Raw genomic sequence first — 20,169 nt, 5'->3', positions numbered from 1 at the left:
CATGGCTGGTAAGAAATTAAAATTAGCACGTGCTAAAATTGACAAAAAGCAAGTTTATGATTTAACTCAAGCAATTCAATTGATTAAAGATCCTTCATTAACAAAATTTGATGCTTCAATTGATATCGCAGTTAAACTTAATTTAGATACAACTAAGTCTGAACAACAATTAAGAGGGGCAATCGCTTTACCTTATTACACTGGTAAGCCAATTCGAGTATTAGCTTTAACAGACAACCCACAAGCTGCTATTGCCGCGGGTGCAGATTTTGCAGGTGATACTGACAAAATTAATGATATTAAATCGGGTTGAATGGACTTTGATGTAATTATTACGATGCCTAAATTCATGGTGGAATTAGGTAAGCTCGGTAAGGTTTTGGGTCCGCGTGGCTTAATGCCTAACCCAAAAACAGGAACCGTAAGTGTGGATGTACCTGCAACTGTTAAGGAATTCAAAAAAGGTAAAAAAGAATATCGGACAGACACATTTGGCAATATTCATATGTCGGTTGGTAAAACATCTACTCCGACTGAACAAATTGAAGCCAATGTTAATACATTGCTAGATTTAATTAAATCACGCAAGCCCGCTACAGTAAAAGGGACATACATCCAAAACATTGTATTAACTTCTACGATGGGACCAAGTATTAAAGTTAAAATAGTGGCTTAAGTTTTAACTTATTTTAATGCCAAAAGATAAACCTGTACTGGTTTATCTTTTTTCATTTATAACAGATTTATGTAGTGGGCTGAGTAAATCTGTTCCTAATTATTGAAATCTGCTATACAATAAGAACATTGATGTTAGGAGTTATTATGATCGTTTCTTTGTACGAACCAATGTTAGCAAGAACAAATGCTGGAGTTACAGCTTTAGAAGAAAACCAAAAAGCAATTTATTTTGCCTTATTTGCTTTTTTAAAAGAGAATTCTCAAAAATGAAGTGCAACTCGTTTTAACTTAGGTAATAACCCAGAAGAATTTGAAAAAAATTCTGTTATTGCGAATCTTTTTAAAGAGCCCACTAATCTTCCTGTTTTTTTAATTGACAACAAAATTGTTCATAAAGGTTCTTATTTATCTTTGCATGACCTTCGGGAATTATTAAATTTAAGTACTAGTGATATCGAAATCATCTTCAAGAATGCTAAAAAATTAATAGCTGAATGAAATGACAAGACAATGGATTTTCTTCAAGATTGTGCTTGTGTGTAAGATGACATATTAAATTTATTAAGAACATCATTTTACGCTGATGTTCTTTTCTTTGTTTTTTAATATATTTTAAAAATAATCACTAAAAAACCATGTTACTTTAAATTATAATTTAAATACTTCTTAACTAGTTCAAGGATTCGCTATGCCGCAACTTTTTTGTAAATATCCTGCTGAGTACTGCAAACAACACCATACTCACTTTTTAAATAATCATATTATTTTTGGTTTATCAGCGTCTAAAGATTTAACAGAAAAAACTTGTAAATTACTTAAAGTTTCTCCAGGCGATATTTGTGTTAATCGATTTGCGGATGGGGAAATATATGTCCGTTCGGATATTTCCATTCGCAATAAAGATGTGATTGTAATTCAATCAACTTCAAACCCTGTTAATGATAATTTGATGGAGTTACTAATTGCAATTGATTCTTTTAAACGGGCTTCTGCTAAATCAATTACAGTTTTAATGCCCTATTATGGCTATGCTCGGCAAGACCGAAAGGCTCGTGGACGTGAACCCATTAGTGCAAAATTAGTTGCAGATTTACTAATGACAGCTGGAGCATCAAGAATTGCTTTAACTGATATTCATAGTGAACAAGCACAAGGCTTTTTTAGTGTTCCAGTAGACACATTAAGAGCAACACAAGTTTTGCTATGCCATTTGCTTTTAGATTATGAACCAAAGGATTTAACAATTGTTTCACCAGATTATGGTGGTGTAAAAAGAGCACGCCGAATTGCAGAAGATTTAAATCTTCCGTTAGCAATTATTGATAAGCGTCGTCCAAAACCAAATGTTGCCGAATCAATCAATGTTTTAGGGACTGTAAAAGATCAAACATGCGTTATTGTTGATGACATGATTGATACTGGTGGGACAATCTTATCAGCTTCTAAGTTACTAAAAAAGAAGGGCGCAAAAAAGGTAGCTATTGTTGCGACACACGGATTATTTAACGGGAATGCAATCGCTAACTTTAAAGAAGCAGCAGCCAAAAAAATGATTGATAAACTTTATGTAACTGACACCATTGCTCCACGTTTAGAACTTAAACAAATTTCAAATTTGGAAATTGTTTCCTTGGATATTTTTTATGCCAAGATTTTGCACAGTTATATTCATGGTGCATCAATTTCAGCGATTTACGGAGAATATGATAAATGAATCAAATCGCCAAATCTAAAAAAGATTGTCGCGGATTTATCCAAGAATCGGTAGTTGTAGAAGGCAAAACTGATACTGAAAAATTAAAAAAGTTGTTTCACGTTAACACCATTGAAACTAATGGGTCTGCTTTAGACAAAAACACAATTAACCTAATTAAAAAGGCTGCTGAAAGCACAGGAGTAATCCTTTTTTTAGACCCTGATTATCAAGGACGAAAAATACGTAACACTATTATTCGTCATTTGAAATCTTTTAAAGAATGTTTTATTAAAACGTCGGATATGGTCACTGGATCTAAAAAAATTGGCATTGCTGAAGCTAACGATGAAGCTATATTGAACGCTTTTTCAAAACATGTCAAAAAATTCGATAAAAGAGTTGAATCCATTTCTTGAAATGAGTATTTGGACTTAAAATTAAATTCAAAACAAATAAGAGCGCAGCTATGTGATGTTTTGAAGATTGGATATTTTAACCATAAGCAGTTATATAAACAATTAAATATGTTGCAAATCAACCTTGAAGAAGTTCAAACAATTTTGCTAAAGCTTCATGAAAATAAAAAACTTATTTAGTTTTAATTCTTTCCAAATACTTTTGAACAAAATTGTCTTTGCCAAAAATTATTTCACTATTGTTAATTATTTGATTTAATGCATCTGTGGGATTAAGAAAAACTATTTTTCCTTCATATTGTCGAATGGAATAACTTAATAGTTGTAAATATTTTTTAAGTTGTTGTTCGTACCAATTGGTTGAATGATTTTTAGTAGTTTTGTTTAACTTTTTAATATAGTGGTAAACCAGCAGTGGGTTAGTCGCCTTTAAAGTTATTCAGATGGAGGAAAAAATCAAGAAGATTATTCCAATAGGTCAAATAATGCGCATGTCGTTTACAAATGTTTCGGCAATAGTTGTTTGGTGCGGTATTTGTGAAACGACAACTATTCCGTTGTTTATGTTGACTGAAAATTTCGGGGTGAAGTTACTAGTTGAATAAATTCCTTGCGTGATTGCATAGGCAATGACTAGTATAAAGTAAGCGATACTATATAGTAAAGGTATTAAAATAGCCGGTTTGGTTAAATAATTTTTTAACTGTGACGATTTTTCAAAGAAGGCTTGATAATTTTTTAAATCAAATGACTTTCTATCAATGCTGTAGTGAGCTTTTGAAACCATTGTTGTTTCTACCTAAACAGTCAACTTTAATGATTAGTATTATAAAACATTTTTTAAAAGTTGATTCTAGGTCAGTATTAGAAAATTGTAATTATGTTTGAAATCTCTATGAACTAAATTTATAAAATTTTTATACTGCAGCTATGTCCTTTGATCTTTTTACTCAATTTTAATTGAGTGTTAATATGCTGGGTAGGTTTTAGTGTTGTAAAATAGTAATAAATTATGAGCATTAAAAACCAATCAACAACATTTTATGTCATCGCTAGCCCGATAGGTAATTTAAATGAATTTAGTGCAAGAGCTGTAGACTCTATGGCAGATATTCAATATTTATTTTGTGAAGACACCCGAACTACCAAAAAATTATTGTCATTATTGAAAATTGACTTCAATCATTTAAAAATGATTAGCTATCATAAATTTAATGAAGTGCAGAGAACGTCTGAATTTTTAGATTATGTTAAAAAGTATAATTGTGCTTTAATGAGTGATGCTGGATATCCAACCATTAGTGATCCAGGGCAAATTCTAATTAATGAGATTAGAACAAAATTACCCCAAGTCAAAGTTGAGGTCATAAATGGATCAAATGCTATTTTATGTGCATTGGCTGGAAGTGGTTTTCCAAGTGAACATTTCTATTTTGGTGGGTTTTTTGAACGGAATATTAAAGAGTTACACGAACAATTAAATGCAGCAAAAAAAATACCAGCCACGCTCATCTTTTATGAAGCTGTTCACAGAATTAAAAATAGTTTGTTAATTGTTGATGAAGTTTTTAAGAATCTAAAAGTCTGTGTGGCTCGTGAGCTGACCAAATTAAATGAATGTTATTATTTTGGGACCGCAAAATCCATTTGTGAACAGTTAACTTTAAAAGGTGAATTTGTGATTCTTATTGATAATAACGATGCATCAATAACGCCGTTTGAACACAACAATTTAAATGATGCAATTATTCTAATTAAAAATCTAGTTCAGTATAAAATGCGCTTAAAAGACGCATGTAAATATGCTGCTAAAGTTTTTAAATTAGAAAGTTCTAATTTGTATAATTTATTACTCCAAGAACAACTAGACAAAAATGAAAACTAAACCTCTTGCCATTGAATTAAGACCAAAAACAATTAAAGAAGTATTTGGTCAAAAACATTTATTAAACAACGATGGAATTGTATCTCGAATGGCTCAAACTAAAAAAGCCTTTTCGTTAATTTTTTATGGTAAACCAGGTATTGGCAAAACCTCAATGGCAACTGCTTTAGCAAACGATTTAAAAATTCCACACCAAATTTTTAACGCAACTACAGATAACAAAGAAAAACTAGTTGAAATCATTAAAACAGCTCAAATATCAACTGGTTATATTTTAATTTTAGAAGAAATTCATCGATTAAATCGGGACAAGCAAGATATCTTATTGTCTGGACTAGAAGGTGGTACTTTTGTTTTGTTTGCTACAACTACGGAAAATCCCTTTTTTGTAATTAATCCTGCCATTCGCAGTCGTTGTCAGATTTTGCAATTATTGCCTTTAAATGCTGAAGATGTTTATGAGGGATTAAAAACTATCGTCAAAAAATTAGAGATCAATAATATTAGCGATAAATTATTAAAAGTGATTGCCGACAAAACTTTGGGTGATGTACGAGCTGCAATCAATGTGGTTGATTTAATTAAACAACTTTATCAAGATGTCAAGATAGATAATACTTTATTAAATAGCATTATGAATCAAGCTTACGTTACAAACTCTAACTATGATGATGAACATCATAATTTGAAATCAGCATTGCATAAATCATTACGAGGTAGTGATGTGGATGCGTCGTTACACTATTTAGCTCGACTAATTATGGGTGGAGATTTGGTTGCAATTTCTAGACGCTTGCAAATGGTAGCATATGAAGATATTGGTTTAGCAAACCCTAATTTATGTATTCGTGTTTATTTAGGGTTACAAGCTGCTAAAGAGGTTGGGTTTCCAGAAGCAACCACTATTTTGGGTAATCTTGTTATTGAGATGGCGTTATCACCAAAATCAAATGCTGCTTATAGTGCGATTGCAGCAGCCATGACAGATGCTTCTAATGGGAAAGCATATCCAATTCCAAAACATTTGCAAGATAACAACTATAAATCTGCAACGAAATTGGGTGTTGTCGGATACAAATATCCACATGATTATCCCAATGCTTGAGTAGAGCAACAATACCTTCCAGATAAACTTTTGGACGCAGATTATTATAATCCGCCTAAGCATAGTGCTAATGAAGCTAAATTAACAGCATGGTTAAAATCTTTGAAGCGTTATCATGAAGAATAAAAAATTAAACTTTTCTAAAACAACTTTTTAAAAAGAAAAAATAAATTAAGCGCATTGTTCAACGAGCATACCAAGGGATGTTTTGAAACTTGAAACTGCGCTTGATTGGAAATCGGTATAAGTTTTCTTTAACTAATTTTCGGAAGCTGCGGCGTAACAAATGAAAGGCAACAAGTTCTTGACTATCATTTTTTAAAAAATCTAAACAAATTTGAACCTCAGTAAGATATCTCGAACCTTGCCATGGTAATGACATTGAGTTGCCTATACGCTTATAGTAATAGTTTCCCGCACTCTTATTAAGATGACGTATTTTTGATGCTTGGTTAATTAATTGCAATGAGTAATAAGCGTCTTGATACGGTGTTTTTTCTTTAAAATCTGGCAAATCATAAAATAATTCTTTTTTGGCGAATTTTCCCAAAGGAACACAAAAAGGAGTTTGTGCTTGATTCTTATTTTTTGGATGTTTTAAAAAGTAATCATATGTAAAAACATGAAAAACATAATGACTTCTTTTTTTATGAAAATCTGATATCACTAAATCGTAGTTATTGATGTTAATTTTCTTTAAATTTTTAAAGATATTTTTATTTAAAGTATCATCAGCATCAAGAACAGTAATATAGTCTTTAGTTGCAAGTTTTTGGTGTTTAACAAAATTTAAAACAGACCCCCAATTTTGGTTGTCTTTATAAAAATATTGCAAGTTTAGCTCTGGATGGGTTTCTTTAAATTGGTTGACAATCTGTGGAGTGTTATCAATTGATCCATCATCAATAACTAAAATCTCAATTTTGTCCAAATCATATTTTTGATTGGATATTGATTCTAATGCGGTTTTTAAATATGGAGCACAATTATATGTGGGGATGATGATACTGAATGATGGCATTTTAAATTTCTTAATGGCGTGTACAATTTTATCATATTTACCCTCTGGTTTTATAAAACGGGAGATTATGGAAAAATATTTCAATTGTTTTTTTGATGGAAAATGATCGCTTACTATTAAGGATAACTATTTTTAATCTTTTTAAGGTAAATTGTTAATGCCACAAAAAGCCCAAAATTGAATGGTTAATGTGTTTTATTTAACCGTTTTAGTAATTATCAATATGCTATAATATCAACTGTATTTTGTCGCCGTAGCTCAATTGGATAGAGCATCAGCTTGCGGAGCTGAGGGTTGCAGGTTCAACTCCTGTCGGTGACGCCATTAAAATTTAAAGGTCTGGGTTTGCCCAGACTTTTTTCATTTTTTTAATTAAGAACTTTTAATTTGGTCGGTTTCACGGTCAACGATTATAGTGTTTTTTATAAATGATTAATCCTGCTCCGATTATTAATCCTAATCCTGATATTGAGCCGATAACTCCTAGTGCAATTATTAATGCTTTCGATAGACTGCTTCTTTGTTGAGAAGGTTTTTGTGAAACATGATCAATTTTCATTTTTGTGTTTTTGCTGTCTTGAAAATCAATTTTTAAATCCGTTAGTTTTCAAGGTGTCTTTGAAAATTTTTCTTGGCTTAATTTAATGAGATCTTGTTCAATCTTTTTTTGAAATGGTTTAATGTATATGTCATTAGTTGATTTTGTTAAATTTTGTAATGGTTTAACAATTAGTTCTGGGGTTTTTGACGAATCAGCTGGCTCTTTTAATTGAATTTCTAAAGGAATTTTTTCCAGTTTTTGTTCATCTATTTGATAGGTTAACCAATAAATATTATTTACTGATGAAGGATTGATTTTAATGTAGTTGATTTCGGATTTTATAAAGCCGTATTTCATATTTTGATCTTGGTCTTGAAGCTTCATTAATTGAATGTTGAAAACGTGTTCGCTCATATCTATTGATGATTGAGCATTATTAATGCCAATTCCAAAATCGTTCAAACTCATTTCCAAATTAAATCACAATTGCATTTTTTCTTCTTGTGTTTGTGTTCATTGTAATTGGTAATCATTCGTATCTGGTAGTTTTCATTCTTGTTTTTGATTAATTAAATTATTTGCATCATAACGAAAATCAAAATATTTATTTTTGTTTAGTTGAAAATTATCGATTTGCAAATTTATCCGCTTATTTTTGGAATCAGGCGCAAAATGGATTTGATCTCATTTAATTTTAATTTTTGCAGCTTTTAGCCGCATAAGATAATAACGCAGGTTAGGCTGAGTTTTACTTTGCATAATTAACCACATTTTTTGTGTGCTTACTTCTGGGTTTAAAATTGAACCAATTTTCCTTAAATCATTTGAGTTTTTAATCCCAACAACTGCGTAAAAATATCCTAACTGATCATTAATATCAACATTAATGTTTTTGGAATTAATTAATTGTTTTAAATTTTCTTGGTATTCACTGGCAGCTAATTTTTGTTTGTTTATGATTTCAATATCTGCTGCATTGATTTGAGGAATAGTGCTGTCTGAGTTAATGTAATTTTGAACTGTTACAGCCACGTTTTGTCTCGCAATGCTAGCATTTTTTTCATTCAAGTAGCCTGAAGCAATCAAACCGATTGGATCATTTGACTTTAAGATTTTAAAGGCATCGTCTTGCTCGTTCAATATTTTTAAATCTTTAAAATCCGATCGATAATTAATTTCATAAACTAGTAAATTTTGGTTGACTACAAAAGTATTGTTTGGTAAATAATTATTCAATAAATTTCTTAAATTTATAAGCTTTCTTTTGGGGAATTTTTCATCCTGATAATTGATTATCATATTTGATAATTTAATTTGAATTATGTTGCTAGCGATGTTACTCAATGGGTTTATTGCATTAGCTTGTCTAACTTCTAATTTGTTAAAACTATTTTTACTAAAGACATTTAATGTTGTTGGTTTATTATCTCCATAATCGACTTGAGCATCTATTGTTGTTTTGTTCAAAAACTCATTTATCAATTCTGGCAAGTCATGATAGTAATTTAACTTTTCAAATGTTTTGAAGGCCCCATTTAAATTAAGATTGTTCTGAATTAAATCAAAAATACAGTTGCTTTCGTTGCAAACACTTTTTACAATAATTTTGATTAATTCTTCTTGATTGTCTAATAATTGGACAGCCTGGTTTAGATCCGTCATATTAATTTCAAAATTTCTTAGTTTCTCTAAGGCCTTCGATTTATCCTGTGATTCTTGAAATGATTGAATTTTTTTAATTAGTAAATTAATGTTATCGATTGCATTTAACACTGATGAAAAATTTTGATCTAATCCAAATTGTAGGTTTATTTGATCTTCGTCACTTTGGGTATATACATTAGTAACTGGTTTAGCTTTTTTTGTAACACCGGAATTTTTTAAAATACGAATTTTCTCCGCAATTAAATTTTCAATTCCTTCATATTGACGAAACGAATTGGATAAAACTTCTGTTGTTAAGTAATTTTGAACATTTGTCGAAAGCCTTTCTGGAACCACATAGTTATATTGATAAATTTCGTAATTAGGATTGACAGGTATTTTTTGTAACTTTAAAGCATTAGAGGTTATATTTTCAACGTTTTTTGATTTTGCAGTTGTTGCATTTTTATAAGATTCGTTTTCTTGCAAATTTTTAATTTGTTCAAAGACAGCTCTCCTTTTGCTAAAGTAAGTATTTTCCCCCACAATAGTTTGACTGCTGGAAGAAACAAAAGGAAGATAATACACTGAGTTTGATTCGGTTGCTTTTAGATCCTTATTTTGTAGTTGGTAGTTTGTTGTATCTAATGATACATTAGGTACTACTTCACCTTTTACTTCTAACCCGAATCGATAAAAAGATCTTCAAGATGTTGAACTATTTTCAACATAAGGTGCTCTGCCATCATTAGTTAAACTTATTATGAATGCAAATTCATTACTGCCGCCATAACTTCGTTCAGGTAGATCTAATAAGTCATTTATTTGGGGAATTTTAAAATCAAATTCTGTTCCATTAAATTTAAATTTTATTTTTCCTTCTTTATATGATTTTCCAGAAAGATCAAATGAAAAGTCTTGGTTGATATCTTGATAATTTGTTCATTGGTTTCCGTCTAATGATTTGAACTTAATCTGTGCCTCATAAGTATTTTGGTTAAGCCAATTTGACGGACCAATCATAATTGATTTTCCGGTCGGTAAATAACCAGATGATCCAGTCACCATATAATATGAGTGTCTTTCATAAGCAAGATCATTAGCGAATGATTCTCTAGGTTTCATAGAATCATAGACAGATGTTCCTGTAGCTTGGGCGATGGGTTTGATTCTTGTAATTTTTACATAATTGTTTATTTGAGCTAAATTATCATTTACCTTTTTTTCAAAATCGTTCACAAGTTTATTGTTTACTGAATTTAATGCATTACTAGTTTGTGTCTGGAGATTGGTGAAATCATCTGGTTTGTAAATATAACTATTATTTTGAAATTCAACTTTTTCACTTTGTATTGAGTTAGCATCGTGAACTAAAAAATTTTCGAATATTTTATCTTTTTGCTTGGTAACTTGATTGGATTGAATTTTCTTTAAAAATAAATCTTCTTGCTTCTGTTGTGTTGTAGAGTTGTGATTAACAATCTGCATTTCATTATGAGAATTTGGTAAATCATTTTTAGTATATGAAAAGATAACCGGAATTGAAAATGCTGTTGTTAAAAAGGGAATTAATCAGCGAATGTGTTTTTTCATTTTTGTTCTCCTACATAATATAAATGTCGAAAACAAGCAAAAAGTGAGAAAAAAATTTTTAAATATTTTTAAAAACATCACTTACTTTTGGTTTCAATCTGAATAATTTTTTGTATTGTTTTATTTAAATTCTAGATATTGAAATTTAAAATAGATTATTGTTATTCATATAAATGGGATATTAAACGAGGTAAAAAAATGCAAACTAAACAAGGGATTGGCGCATCAGACGGGATCGCCATTGCTAAAGCATATAAGTTAGAAACACCGGTTTTTGAAATTAGCCAAGCTAAAATTAAAAAAAGCCAAGTAAAACAAGAAATCCAAAAAGTGCAATCAGCTTTTGCTAAAGCAGCAGAGCAATTAAAAGAAGTTAAAGAAATTGCTACAAAAAAATTGGGTGAAGAACAAGGCAATATTTTTCAAGCTCATATCGAAATGATTAATGACCCTACTTTAATGGCCCAAATTACAGAAGCGATAGAAAATAATTTAAAAAATGCTGTTTTAGCAACAGATGAAGCATTCGAAAAAACGCACGAATTATTTTTGTCTTTATCAGATCAATACTTCCGTGAAAGAGCGGCCGATATTAAAGATATTAAAACTCGCGTATTGGCAATTATGACCGATACTGAATTACCAGATTTATTGACTATTAATTCTGATGTAATTATCATTGCAGAAGATTTATCACCTTCGCAAACATCTTTACTAGATAAAAAATACATTAAAGGTTTTGCTACTAATATCGGTGGTCGGACAAGCCACGTTGCGATTATTTCAAGGACTCTTGAAATTCCATCTGTTGTAGGTCTAAAAACAATTACTAAAGATGTTGCCCAAAACCAAGAAATTGTAATCGATGGACATGGTGGAGTTGTCGGTTGGGATTTAAGCGAATCTGACAAAAAAGAATACCTACAAAAGCAAGCCAAATTTCTTGAAGAAAAAGAAGTTTTATTACAATTTGTTAAGCCAGTTGCTATCACAAAAGACGGACACGAAGTTTCTGTTGCTGTTAACATTGGTACTCCAGATGATATGGCTGGAGCAAAACAATATGGCGCTAAAGGTGTTGGTTTGTTTAGAACAGAATTTTTATACATGCATGCAAGTGAATGACCAAATGAAGAAGTTCAATTTGAAGCATATAAAAGTGTGTTAGAACAAGCTAATAATGAATTAGTAGTAATGCGTACTTTAGATATTGGTGGGGATAAAACTTTAAATTATTATACATTCCCTAAAGAAATGAATCCATTCTTAGGATATCGGGCGATTCGTTTAACTTTAGACCAACCAGAAATTTTTAAAACACAATTAAAAGCTTTACTTCGAGCATCTGCATTTGGAAAGTTGGGAATTATGTTTCCCATGGTTGCTACCGTTGATGAACTTAAAAAAGCAAAAGCGTTATTGCAAGTTTGTCGCGAAGAATTAACAGCCCAAAAAGTTAAATTTGGTAAACCACTAGTTGGAATCATGGTGGAAATTCCTTCAGCTGCAGTTCTAGCAGATGTTTTAGGAAAACATTGTGACTTCTTTTCAATTGGAACCAATGATTTAATCCAATATTCGTTCGCCGCTGACCGAATGTCTAAATCGGTAAGTTATTTATACCAACCATTGAATCCGTCCTTATTGCGTTTAATTAAAAACACTATTGATGGTGCAAATCTTAATGGAATTTGAACAGGGATGTGTGGAGAAATGGCCGGAGAACCATTAGCTGTTCCTTTGCTTTTGGGTCTTGGCTTGAAAGAATTTTCAATGAGTGCTCCTTCAATGCTTAAAGCAAAATACATTATTTCCAAATTAAATTATCCTGATTGTCAAAAACTAGCCGAACAAGCAATTCGTTTAGGAACAGCTGAAGCAGTTGGTGCTTTAGTTGAAAACTTTTTGAAAAAACACAAAATCAATTTTTAACTTATAAAAACATAATTAATCGCACATGAACAAAAAGAAAGAAATACTGATATTAATTGCCGGAAACTTTTCCATTCTTGCAATTATTGCTCTTGTCGTTACAGTTATTGTTTTTCAATCTTTCTTTTATCTTGTTGTTGTTATTGTTTGTTTTTATGTTCTACAAGTATTATTATCTTTTTACTTACTTAATTCCCGCCGGATTGTAAATGTCAAGATGTGCTGGATTTTTGTAATATTAGGACTACCGGTTTTTGGTTTCTTCTTGTTTGTAATTTTTGGGATTAACCCGTTATTGCGCTTTAAAAGAAAAGATTATTTGTCACGTCAAGCCTCGTTCATTAGACATGAGGATTTTGACTTTACTAATGAATTTTTAAATGAGGAATCTGAAAAAAATGATTTACTAAAACAAATATTTTATTTTGGCGTTAATTCCCAACGCCGCCCAGTGTATTGTAACAACGAAGTTTTCGTTGTTCAAAACCAAAAGAACCTTTATCACGAATCATTAAAATTGATTGAAAAAGCTAAACACTTTATTCATTTACAATACTATATCATTTCGGATGGTGTGTGATTACGCAGTATTGCTAACGCTTTAATTGAAAAAGTTAAACAAGGGGTTAAAGTTCGTTTTATTTATGATTGAGTTGGTACTTATAAACGGGGGGCTGCTGCAATCTTAAAAGAGTTGAAAGAAGCAGGGGTTTTAATTGGTGAATTTAATCCAGCTACGTTTACTAGATATACATCAAAAACGAATTTTCGTTGTCACCGAAAATGTTTAATAGTCGATAACGTTTATGCTCTTTATGGCGGATCTAATCTTGCCGACGAATATATTCGCTATGAAAAATGGTTTAATAACTGGGAAGACAGTAATGTCATTATTAGTGGCCACATTGTTAATACTTTAAACATTATTTTTTGTTTAGATTGGTTAAGTTATTGTGGTTTATCCAAAGATCAAAGAAACCAGGATGATTTATTAGAAAACCGGGATTTTTATTTATCCTTAAAAAAACCTGAATTGGTATCTACTGAACGAAAGGTAATTGCCCAAATTGTCGAATCATCACCTGGCTATAACGAAAAAACATTACATGATATGCTAATCTCACTTTTTGCTAAAGCTAAAAGTAAAATCAAAATTATTACCCCTTATTTTGTTCCTACTGAAGGAGTATTAACGGCCTTAAGAACCGCTTCTTTATCAGGGATCGATGTTCAAATCATTTTACCAGGTATGCCTGATGATAAGGCTTATATTTTGACAATGAACCGCTTTCAATATGAGAAATTAATCGATGCTGATATTCGGATCTACGAATACCAAGGCTTTATCCATTCTAAAACAATCATGATTGATGATGACGTGACTGTTGTGAGTACTTTTAATTTAGATTTCCGATCATTATTTATTAACTATGAAAGTGCGTTAATTGTTAAAGATAGTGAAACTGTCAAAAATTACACAAACATTTTTAATAATTTAATTTCCCAAAGTACAAAGATTACCCCCAAGACATTTAGCAAACATCAAAAACGTATTATTAAATGGAAAATGGCTTTTATGAATATCTACCATCCACTTTTGTAAATATTGCTATAGTCTTTATTATCAAGAAGTTAGAACACTTATTCATAATTCTTCGGTGAAGTTTTTTTTCTTTAAAACATATTAATCTTAATCAAATCTTATTTTTCACAAGTTCTTAGGATTTGCTTATTTTAATTTTGACTCGGAAATATATTTTTATCTTCTCGTATTTGTTAAAATTTAAGAACTTAGATTTAATCTAAACCGAATTAATCTAAATTTAGATTAGATAAAATTTGTTATTTTTTATTTAGCCCATAGATAGGAGTCTTATGAAAGACATATTCGATAAATGTTATCAAATAAGTGACGCAAAACTTGCCAAATCCCTTGATATTTATCCATATTTTCATCAACTAGAATCAAAACAAGATACCATTGTGAAAATGCAAGGCCATGAAGTGATCATGCTCGGATCAAATAATTATTTAAGTTTAACTAGTCATTCTGAAGTGATTGAAGCTGGAATTAACGCTTTTAAAAATTATGGTTCAGGGGTTTCTGGATCAAGGTTTTTAAATGGAACTACTGATCTTCATATTAATCTTGAGCAAGACTTAGCATCATTTCTAAAAAAACCAAGGTGCTTAATTTTTTCTTCAGGCTACACAACAAATCTAGGGGTTTTGTCATGTATTGCTTCGCGTAGTGATGTAATTTTATGTGATCGTGAAAATCATGCTTCTATTTATGATGGAATTAAATTGGGAAATGCCAAATTTGTTCGCTATTATCATAGTGATATGGAAGATTTAGAAATGCGCTTAAAAGAAATCCCAGAAACTAGTGGAGCATTAATTATTACAGATGGTGTATTCAGTATGTCTGGTGAAATCTGTAAACTTCCCGAAATTGTTGCACTTGCTAAAAAGTATGGTGCCAAAGTTATGGTAGATGACGCTCACGGTTTAGGTGTTTTAGGCAAAAATGGTCGTGGTACAGCCGAACATTTTGGTCTTGAAGATGACGTCGATCTGATTATGGGAACATTTAGTAAAACTTTGGCAAGTATTGGTGGTTATGTTTGTGGTTCTAAAGAAGTTATTGAATTTATTATGCATCAGTCTCGCCCGTTTATTTTTAGTGCAGCATTACCTCCAAGCGCTATTGAAGCGGCCCGTTGTGCATTAGGGTTATTAATTAAAAACCCTGCACTTGTTAAAAAAGTTAATGATATTTCAAATTATGCGAGAACTAAAATGCTTCAAAACAATTTAAAGATTGGAGGACATACTGATATTCCTATTATTCCTATTTATTCATATGGTAAGATGCGTACGCTTTTAGCAGCTAAAATTTTGTTTGAACAAGGCGTATATGTTAATCCAGTGATTCCGCCCGCAACATCCGAAAACGAATGCTTACTACGAACTAGTTACCAAGCAGAACATACTAAAGAACAAATTGATAAAGCAATTGGAATTATTACTAAAGTTTTAAGTGACTTACCAGTTACTGAAACCGAGGTTTTAGATTTATTAACAGCTCAAGCTAAAAATAAAAAAAGCCGAATAGTTTAGTTATAAAACTGTTTAATTTTAGTTTATTAAGAATTTAAAAAAAGAAGCAAAATAAAGTTACAGAAGTGACTGTTTTTGTTTCTTTTTTTGTATCGAAACAAGAGACAAACTTTTTAACATATTGCAGGATAATTTTCCTTGGAGGAAAACCAATGAAAACAAAATTAAATAAAATCCAAGTTGAAATTGACAATACAGATCCAAAAACCTTTAATCAAGCATTTCAAAAATATCGCTGATATTTGTTAGTTACTGTAAGAAACATTTACTCAAGTTATACAAATATTCAAGATCATTTAGAAATATCTGAAATGGATTCATTAGTATATGTTTGTATGAAACTAGCTTGAAAAACATACGATGTAACTAAGAAAATGAAATTTTTCAGCTTTGTTAAAATGTTTACTAAAAATTATATTCGTAATTATTTTAAACACCTGTTAATCCATCGCGAAATCTATGTTCCTCCAGAACGTTTATCTGCGATTCAAGATTACGAAAATACTACGCTTTGTAATCGTCCAAAGACACCATCAGACATTGCTCACGACGTCGAAACAAATGATTTTGTTAATGGATTAATTAAAAAGTTTAAAACAAAAGATCAAAGGATTTTGAAGTCGATGACAGGCGCTTTAAGTTTTAAAGAAATAGTTAAAAATCACCATGTTCCTAAACACAAGATTTATTATTTGAAAAAACGTTTTATTAATAATTATCAGACCTCTTTAAAAAACCAACAAAATTTGAATTTTGTATAATTAAAAATGTGGAGTGATCCACATCTTACGAAAGATAACTAGAAGAAAAGCAAGCAAGTGCATTCGTCTTTAAGCTAGAACTAGGTTTAGTTTAACGCTTACGTTACAAGGCTAATGGAATCGTTACTTGATTGAACACTTAAATCGTAAAGATTTTTACAGGCAAATCTAATTAAACTAAAAACAGAATAATTTAGAAAAGTTTGTGAAAATAGTTGTTATGTATTTAAAAACTAAATTTTGATAACCTTTGTTTGTGAGTTCGACTAGATCTATTTAGTAGTAATACCGTTTTTGCTTTATAGTTAATCTGTGAAGCCTTAATTAGAAATAACCCGGCCGTTTGCTGGGTTTTTTCTATTTTTAATCTAATCTAGTATGTTGCTTACGAGATCAGATTAACAAAACAAAAAAAGAACGAAATAATTTTCGTTCTTTGTGTAAAAGTTGATATAAAGGGTAAATTATCGAACAATATGAATAACAGTTTGTATTTTTAAACCTTGTACTCTTTTTACTGTAGCTGCTAATGGGCAGCGTTCTTTTGCACTTTTAATAATTTTGCTTACTGCTTCATTGCTTTCTTGAGTTTGAATATAAATGTGTTCTGTTATTTCTGTCAAGCCAAAATAGTGGTCATCTCCACCTAATGAATCACGTTGTGATTCCATTACAATTTTGGCATTAGAAAATTCAAATCCTTCAATTGCAGCATGAGCTTTAATTGTGGAAAGTTCACAAGCCGCAACCCCATTTAGTCATGCGTCAATTGGGCTCATTCCTTGACCACCCTTACCACTATTAGATTTTGCATCTATTGTGATGTTAAATCCGCGAGCAGTAGCGTTGATGCTGCCATCTTCATTTAAAACAGCTTCAGTATTGTAAGTTTTTAACATAAATTTATCCTTAATTTATTCAATTTCATTAGGAATTATTATAATATGGAAAAATGAAAAATTGAGAAATGAACATGAACATACAAAACATAGCTGGATATTTACCTGTCGATAATAATGCTCAAATATATTATGAAGTTAGAGGAAACCCTGCCGGAATCCCTGTAGTATTTTTACATGGAGGTCCTGGTGGTGAATTTAACGAGCAAAGTTTTCAGTACTTTGACCTTAATGTTTATAAAGTTATTGCTTTTGAGCAACGCGGTTGTGGTCGGTCTGTGCCTCAATTTAGTTTAATTAACAACACAACCCAATATCTTGCTAGTGATATTGAAAAATTACGTATTCACTTGAGAATTAATAATATGGTTGGTATTTGGAGGAAGTTGGGGCACAACTTTGGCTTTATATTATAGTGAAACCTATCCAACTAGTGTTCTTGGCATTATCTTGAGAGCAACTTTTTTAGGTCGCAGAAGAGATTGAGATTGGTTGTCAAATCCTGATGGTGCTGCTAGAATTCGTCCCTTAGGTTATCAAGAACTAGCACGGATAGTTCCGTATGAATATCGTAAGTTTCCGACATCTTGATATTATCAAGTTTTAAAAGAAAATCCTTCGGAATTTAGAAAAGATGCAGCTCATAGATGAACTAGATGAGAAGCTTCACTGTTATACGCAGATGGCCGCGAAGTTGGTTATGATGAACGGACTGATTACCAAACTGCATTAATGGAAACACATTATGCTGTCAACGATTCATTTATGCCTGACAATTATTTGGTCAATAATGCAGCTAAAATATCTCATCTTCCTGTTTGGATTATTCATGGTAAAGAAGATTTAATTTGCCCGATTGATATGGCTTATGAATTAAAAAGTGTTTTACCCAATGCATCTTTACAAGTAATTCCCTATGCTGCACATGCTGCTAATGAACCTGGTATTAAAGCAGCGTTAATAGAAGCAACAAAAAATTTTGCTATCTGATATTGAAGTAAACACCCTCGTTATTATTAGTTAAGCCATTGGTAATGGATTTATGAATAATGGTCACCCATCATAAAACTTAGCTTGCTTACCTGTTATTTTTTCGTAGTGGGTGATGAAGTTTATTTCGCCTAATAGAAATTCCTTATTTTGATATACTTCAAATAATAACGTAGCAGTTGAAATATTCTTTAAATTGTTTTGTTTTAAATAATGGATGCAAAGTGCTCTCAAATAAAAACTGTAACGCCCTAATTTTTTAGAATATCACTTTTGGTTTCATTTTGGGTTTGTTACATTCATTTTTTTAATAATATCTCTACCATAAAGTCTTGGTAGTACCAAGAGCATAAAATAAGGCATAATAATAATTAAAATAATTGATAATATACCAATGAAAATTGGTATCAAGAAGCCATATGGTACGCCATAAACTCCGCTTGAACTATGCACTGAAATTAGAATTATTGACGCTATAATAATAGCTAAATCATAAACCATCGTTAAAATAAAATATGTTCAAAAAAATGAACTGAGATATATCAATTTTTTATCACGACTGTCTTCGTGTAAAAATTCTTTTAAAGAGTAAATGTCAAAATGTTCCATTTTTATTACTCCTTCGGTTATCGTTAAAAATAAATCAGCTTTTGAATAAGTTTAGTATTAAGGGAATTTATTTAAGTTTATTCAAAAAATATTTTAGAAGAATTGACTAGATTTAAGTTTAAATTGTAATAGTTGATTACGTAAATGATTATATCTTTATATTGTTGATTAGCTGGATGCTTTGAAATTATTCATATGCTAATAATGAGAAGAGATCTTTTAGAGCATTCAATTATCTTTGTCATTAACTGTTAAAATAAAAAACCATAGGATTTTTTCCTATGGTCAATTTCTTATTTGCTAGCAGTAGTTGTACTAGGTGCTAAACGTTTTTGTTTTTTTAAAGTGCGCATTGTTCTTGCAGTCACTTTAACTTTAACAACTTTGCCATCATCTGTTTTAACATTGGCTTGTTGTAAATTAAGGTTTCACCGGCGTTTGGTAATGTTCATTGCGTGCGAACGATTATTTCCGCCTAGTGGTCCCTTGTTTGTTAAATCGTCACGTCGTGCCATGAGGTACCTCCAGTTAAAAGCGTATTATATTATACCTAGATTTTCAAATTCTTTTAATCTTAAAAACCATTTTTCTTGAAAAGATGCTATTTTCAGATTAAGAAAATTTACCTTTTATTCAGTACTAATAGATTTTAGTGTGTTAGTTTAAAGCACTTGTGGTTTGAAATATTAATAGGTTTTTTTGTTTAGCTTTCTTAGTAAAATTAAATCATTAAACACCAAAAATCCCAACTGGAGGTTTTTGAATCTTGTAAAGTCAATGAATAGTTTGTTTACGGAAGTGACGAAAAATCTATATTCAAAAATTTTTATTTTAATAAGTGAACCTTATTTTTAATAGTTAGTTTTCTTAAAAAAACAAGATTTGTGAAATCTAGAACTAGTTAGCGCTAATAAATTAATAACATTAGATTTTCATAAATAAGATGATTCAGATTTAGGTAGTAATGAAATAAGTGTGTTAAATTGGCATCGTGTTAAAATTCAAATAATTAATTAAGGATGATTAACAAGATGGCAAAGAAAATAACTCCAAAACCACCTAAATCTGAAAATTATCGAAAAGTAATGGACCAATTTAACCAATTGGTACTAGGAAACCCAGATATTTTTGATGCTAGCAGTGCCAATAGTTTAATTAAATCAATGACAGAAGTATTTTCTGAACCACTGAATGCACTTCTTAAAGCCGAAATGGATGAACATTTAGGAAGAAGCGAATACGAGCGTTCTGAAAACTCCAATCGCCGGAATGGTTT

19 protein-coding genes and 1 tRNA gene are annotated in these 20,169 nt (G+C 30.8%); 14 read left to right on the top strand and 6 right to left on the bottom strand.

The features are described 5' to 3' along the window. Position 1: 1 nt before the first annotated feature. The 4 genes from rplA to rnmV all read left to right on the top strand — a co-directional run bounded on the left by rplA (position 2) and on the right by rnmV (position 2,970). On the top strand, positions 2-676 hold the full coding sequence (gene rplA, locus T384_RS0101770; RefSeq protein ID WP_027119591.1) for a 50S ribosomal protein L1: 675 nt from the start codon (positions 2-4) through the stop codon (positions 674-676). Between the two features lie 146 nt (positions 677-822). Then, a complete protein-coding gene (locus T384_RS0101765) occupies positions 823-1,221 on the top strand; it encodes an arsenic metallochaperone ArsD family protein (protein WP_027119590.1) in 399 nt (132 codons plus the stop codon). A 145-nt stretch (positions 1,222-1,366) separates the two neighbouring features. Beyond that, positions 1,367-2,446 carry a ribose-phosphate diphosphokinase gene (locus tag T384_RS0101760; protein WP_084266101.1) on the top strand — a complete coding sequence of 360 codons (1,080 nt, stop codon included), beginning with the start codon at positions 1,367-1,369 and terminating at the stop codon, positions 2,444-2,446. After that, a complete protein-coding gene (rnmV, locus tag T384_RS0101755; RefSeq protein ID WP_036498795.1) occupies positions 2,389-2,970 on the top strand; it encodes a ribonuclease M5 in 582 nt (193 codons plus the stop codon). The genes T384_RS0101760 and rnmV overlap by 58 nt, the downstream gene beginning before the upstream one ends. On the opposite strand, the gene T384_RS0101750 is transcribed toward rnmV, so the two are convergent. Beyond that, on the bottom strand, positions 2,963-3,577 hold the full coding sequence (locus tag T384_RS0101750) for a hypothetical protein (RefSeq protein ID WP_027119587.1): 615 nt from the start codon (positions 3,575-3,577) through the stop codon (positions 2,963-2,965). The two genes, rnmV and T384_RS0101750, sit on opposite strands and share 8 nt — an antisense overlap. A 225-nt stretch (positions 3,578-3,802) precedes the next feature. Here T384_RS0101750 and rsmI point away from each other — a divergent pair, with 225 nt between their 5' ends. Together rsmI and T384_RS06145 are read left to right on the top strand one after the other, a co-directional pair. Then, complete coding sequence (gene rsmI / locus T384_RS0101745) at positions 3,803-4,675, top strand: 16S rRNA (cytidine(1402)-2'-O)-methyltransferase (RefSeq protein WP_027119586.1); 873 nt, start codon at positions 3,803-3,805, stop codon at positions 4,673-4,675. Then, positions 4,665-5,906, top strand: coding sequence for a replication-associated recombination protein A (locus T384_RS06145; RefSeq protein ID WP_052663414.1), 1,242 nt, complete (start codon positions 4,665-4,667; stop codon positions 5,904-5,906). Before rsmI ends, T384_RS06145 begins: the two co-directional genes overlap by 11 nt. Before the next feature lie 4 nt (positions 5,907-5,910). Here T384_RS06145 and T384_RS0101735 read toward each other — a convergent pair whose 3' ends face one another. Continuing rightward, positions 5,911-6,801 (bottom strand): glycosyltransferase family 2 protein, encoded by an 891-nt coding sequence (locus tag T384_RS0101735; RefSeq protein WP_036498793.1) that lies wholly within the window; start codon positions 6,799-6,801, stop codon positions 5,911-5,913. 247 nt (positions 6,802-7,048) lie between these two features. Here T384_RS0101735 and T384_RS0101730 point away from each other — a divergent pair. Further along, positions 7,049-7,125: transfer RNA gene (locus T384_RS0101730), tRNA-Arg, on the top strand. A 58-nt stretch (positions 7,126-7,183) separates the two neighbouring features. Here the strand turns inward: T384_RS0101730 and T384_RS0101725 are convergent. Beyond that, the gene (locus T384_RS0101725) at positions 7,184-10,579 is read right to left on the bottom strand and encodes a hypothetical protein (RefSeq protein WP_027119584.1); all 3,396 of its coding nucleotides are present in this window, start codon (positions 10,577-10,579) and stop codon (positions 7,184-7,186) included. Positions 10,580-10,777: 198 nt separating this feature from the next. Between T384_RS0101725 and ptsP the strand changes: the two genes are divergently transcribed. The 4 genes from ptsP (at position 10,778) to T384_RS0101705 (ending at position 16,395) form a co-directional block, all read left to right on the top strand. Continuing rightward, a complete protein-coding gene (gene ptsP / locus T384_RS0101720; protein WP_027119583.1) occupies positions 10,778-12,511 on the top strand; it encodes a phosphoenolpyruvate--protein phosphotransferase in 1,734 nt (577 codons plus the stop codon). Positions 12,512-12,536: 25 nt separating this feature from the next. After that, positions 12,537-14,114, top strand: a complete 1,578-nt coding sequence (gene cls, locus T384_RS0101715) for a cardiolipin synthase (RefSeq protein WP_027119582.1) — start codon at positions 12,537-12,539, stop codon at positions 14,112-14,114. Positions 14,115-14,386: 272 nt separating this feature from the next. Then, positions 14,387-15,634, top strand: a complete 1,248-nt coding sequence (locus T384_RS06140) for an aminotransferase class I/II-fold pyridoxal phosphate-dependent enzyme (RefSeq protein ID WP_084266100.1) — start codon at positions 14,387-14,389, stop codon at positions 15,632-15,634. A 152-nt stretch (positions 15,635-15,786) separates the two neighbouring features. Further along, on the top strand, positions 15,787-16,395 hold the full coding sequence (locus T384_RS0101705; protein WP_027119581.1) for a hypothetical protein: 609 nt from the start codon (positions 15,787-15,789) through the stop codon (positions 16,393-16,395). A 464-nt stretch (positions 16,396-16,859) separates the two neighbouring features. Here T384_RS0101705 and T384_RS0101700 read toward each other — a convergent pair whose 3' ends face one another. Then, entirely contained in the window at positions 16,860-17,294 is a 435-nt protein-coding gene (locus tag T384_RS0101700) for an OsmC family protein (RefSeq protein ID WP_027119580.1), read from the bottom strand. Positions 17,295-17,368: 74 nt separating this feature from the next. Here T384_RS0101700 and T384_RS06945 point away from each other — a divergent pair, with 74 nt between their 5' ends. Together T384_RS06945 and T384_RS06940 are read left to right on the top strand one after the other, a co-directional pair. After that, positions 17,369-17,710, top strand: coding sequence for an alpha/beta fold hydrolase (locus tag T384_RS06945; protein WP_169734571.1), 342 nt, complete (start codon positions 17,369-17,371; stop codon positions 17,708-17,710). Then, the gene (locus T384_RS06940) at positions 17,694-18,314 is read left to right on the top strand and encodes an alpha/beta fold hydrolase (RefSeq protein ID WP_052663412.1); all 621 of its coding nucleotides are present in this window, start codon (positions 17,694-17,696) and stop codon (positions 18,312-18,314) included. Before T384_RS06945 ends, T384_RS06940 begins: the two co-directional genes overlap by 17 nt. On the opposite strand, the gene T384_RS0101690 is transcribed toward T384_RS06940, so the two are convergent. Next, positions 18,315-18,893: a hypothetical protein gene (locus T384_RS0101690; protein ID WP_027119579.1), complete on the bottom strand. Its 579-nt coding sequence runs from the start codon at positions 18,891-18,893 to the stop codon at positions 18,315-18,317. It abuts the gene before it with no gap. Between the two features lie 293 nt (positions 18,894-19,186). After that, on the bottom strand, positions 19,187-19,408 hold the full coding sequence (gene rpmB, locus T384_RS0101685; RefSeq protein ID WP_027119578.1) for a 50S ribosomal protein L28: 222 nt from the start codon (positions 19,406-19,408) through the stop codon (positions 19,187-19,189). A 516-nt stretch (positions 19,409-19,924) separates the two neighbouring features. On the opposite strand from rpmB, the gene T384_RS06130 reads away from it, so the two are divergent. Next, a partial coding sequence (locus T384_RS06130) for a transposase (protein WP_036498791.1) occupies positions 19,925-20,169 on the top strand: 245 nt, incomplete at its 3' end.

The sequence above is a fragment of the Mycoplasma testudinis ATCC 43263 genome, assembly GCF_000687795.1.
Classification (GTDB): Bacteria; Bacillota_I; Bacilli_A; order Mycoplasmatales; family Mycoplasmoidaceae; genus Mycoplasmoides; species Mycoplasmoides testudinis.
Note: the sequence above shows the minus strand (reverse complement) of the source record. Positions and strands in the feature narration are given on the sequence as shown.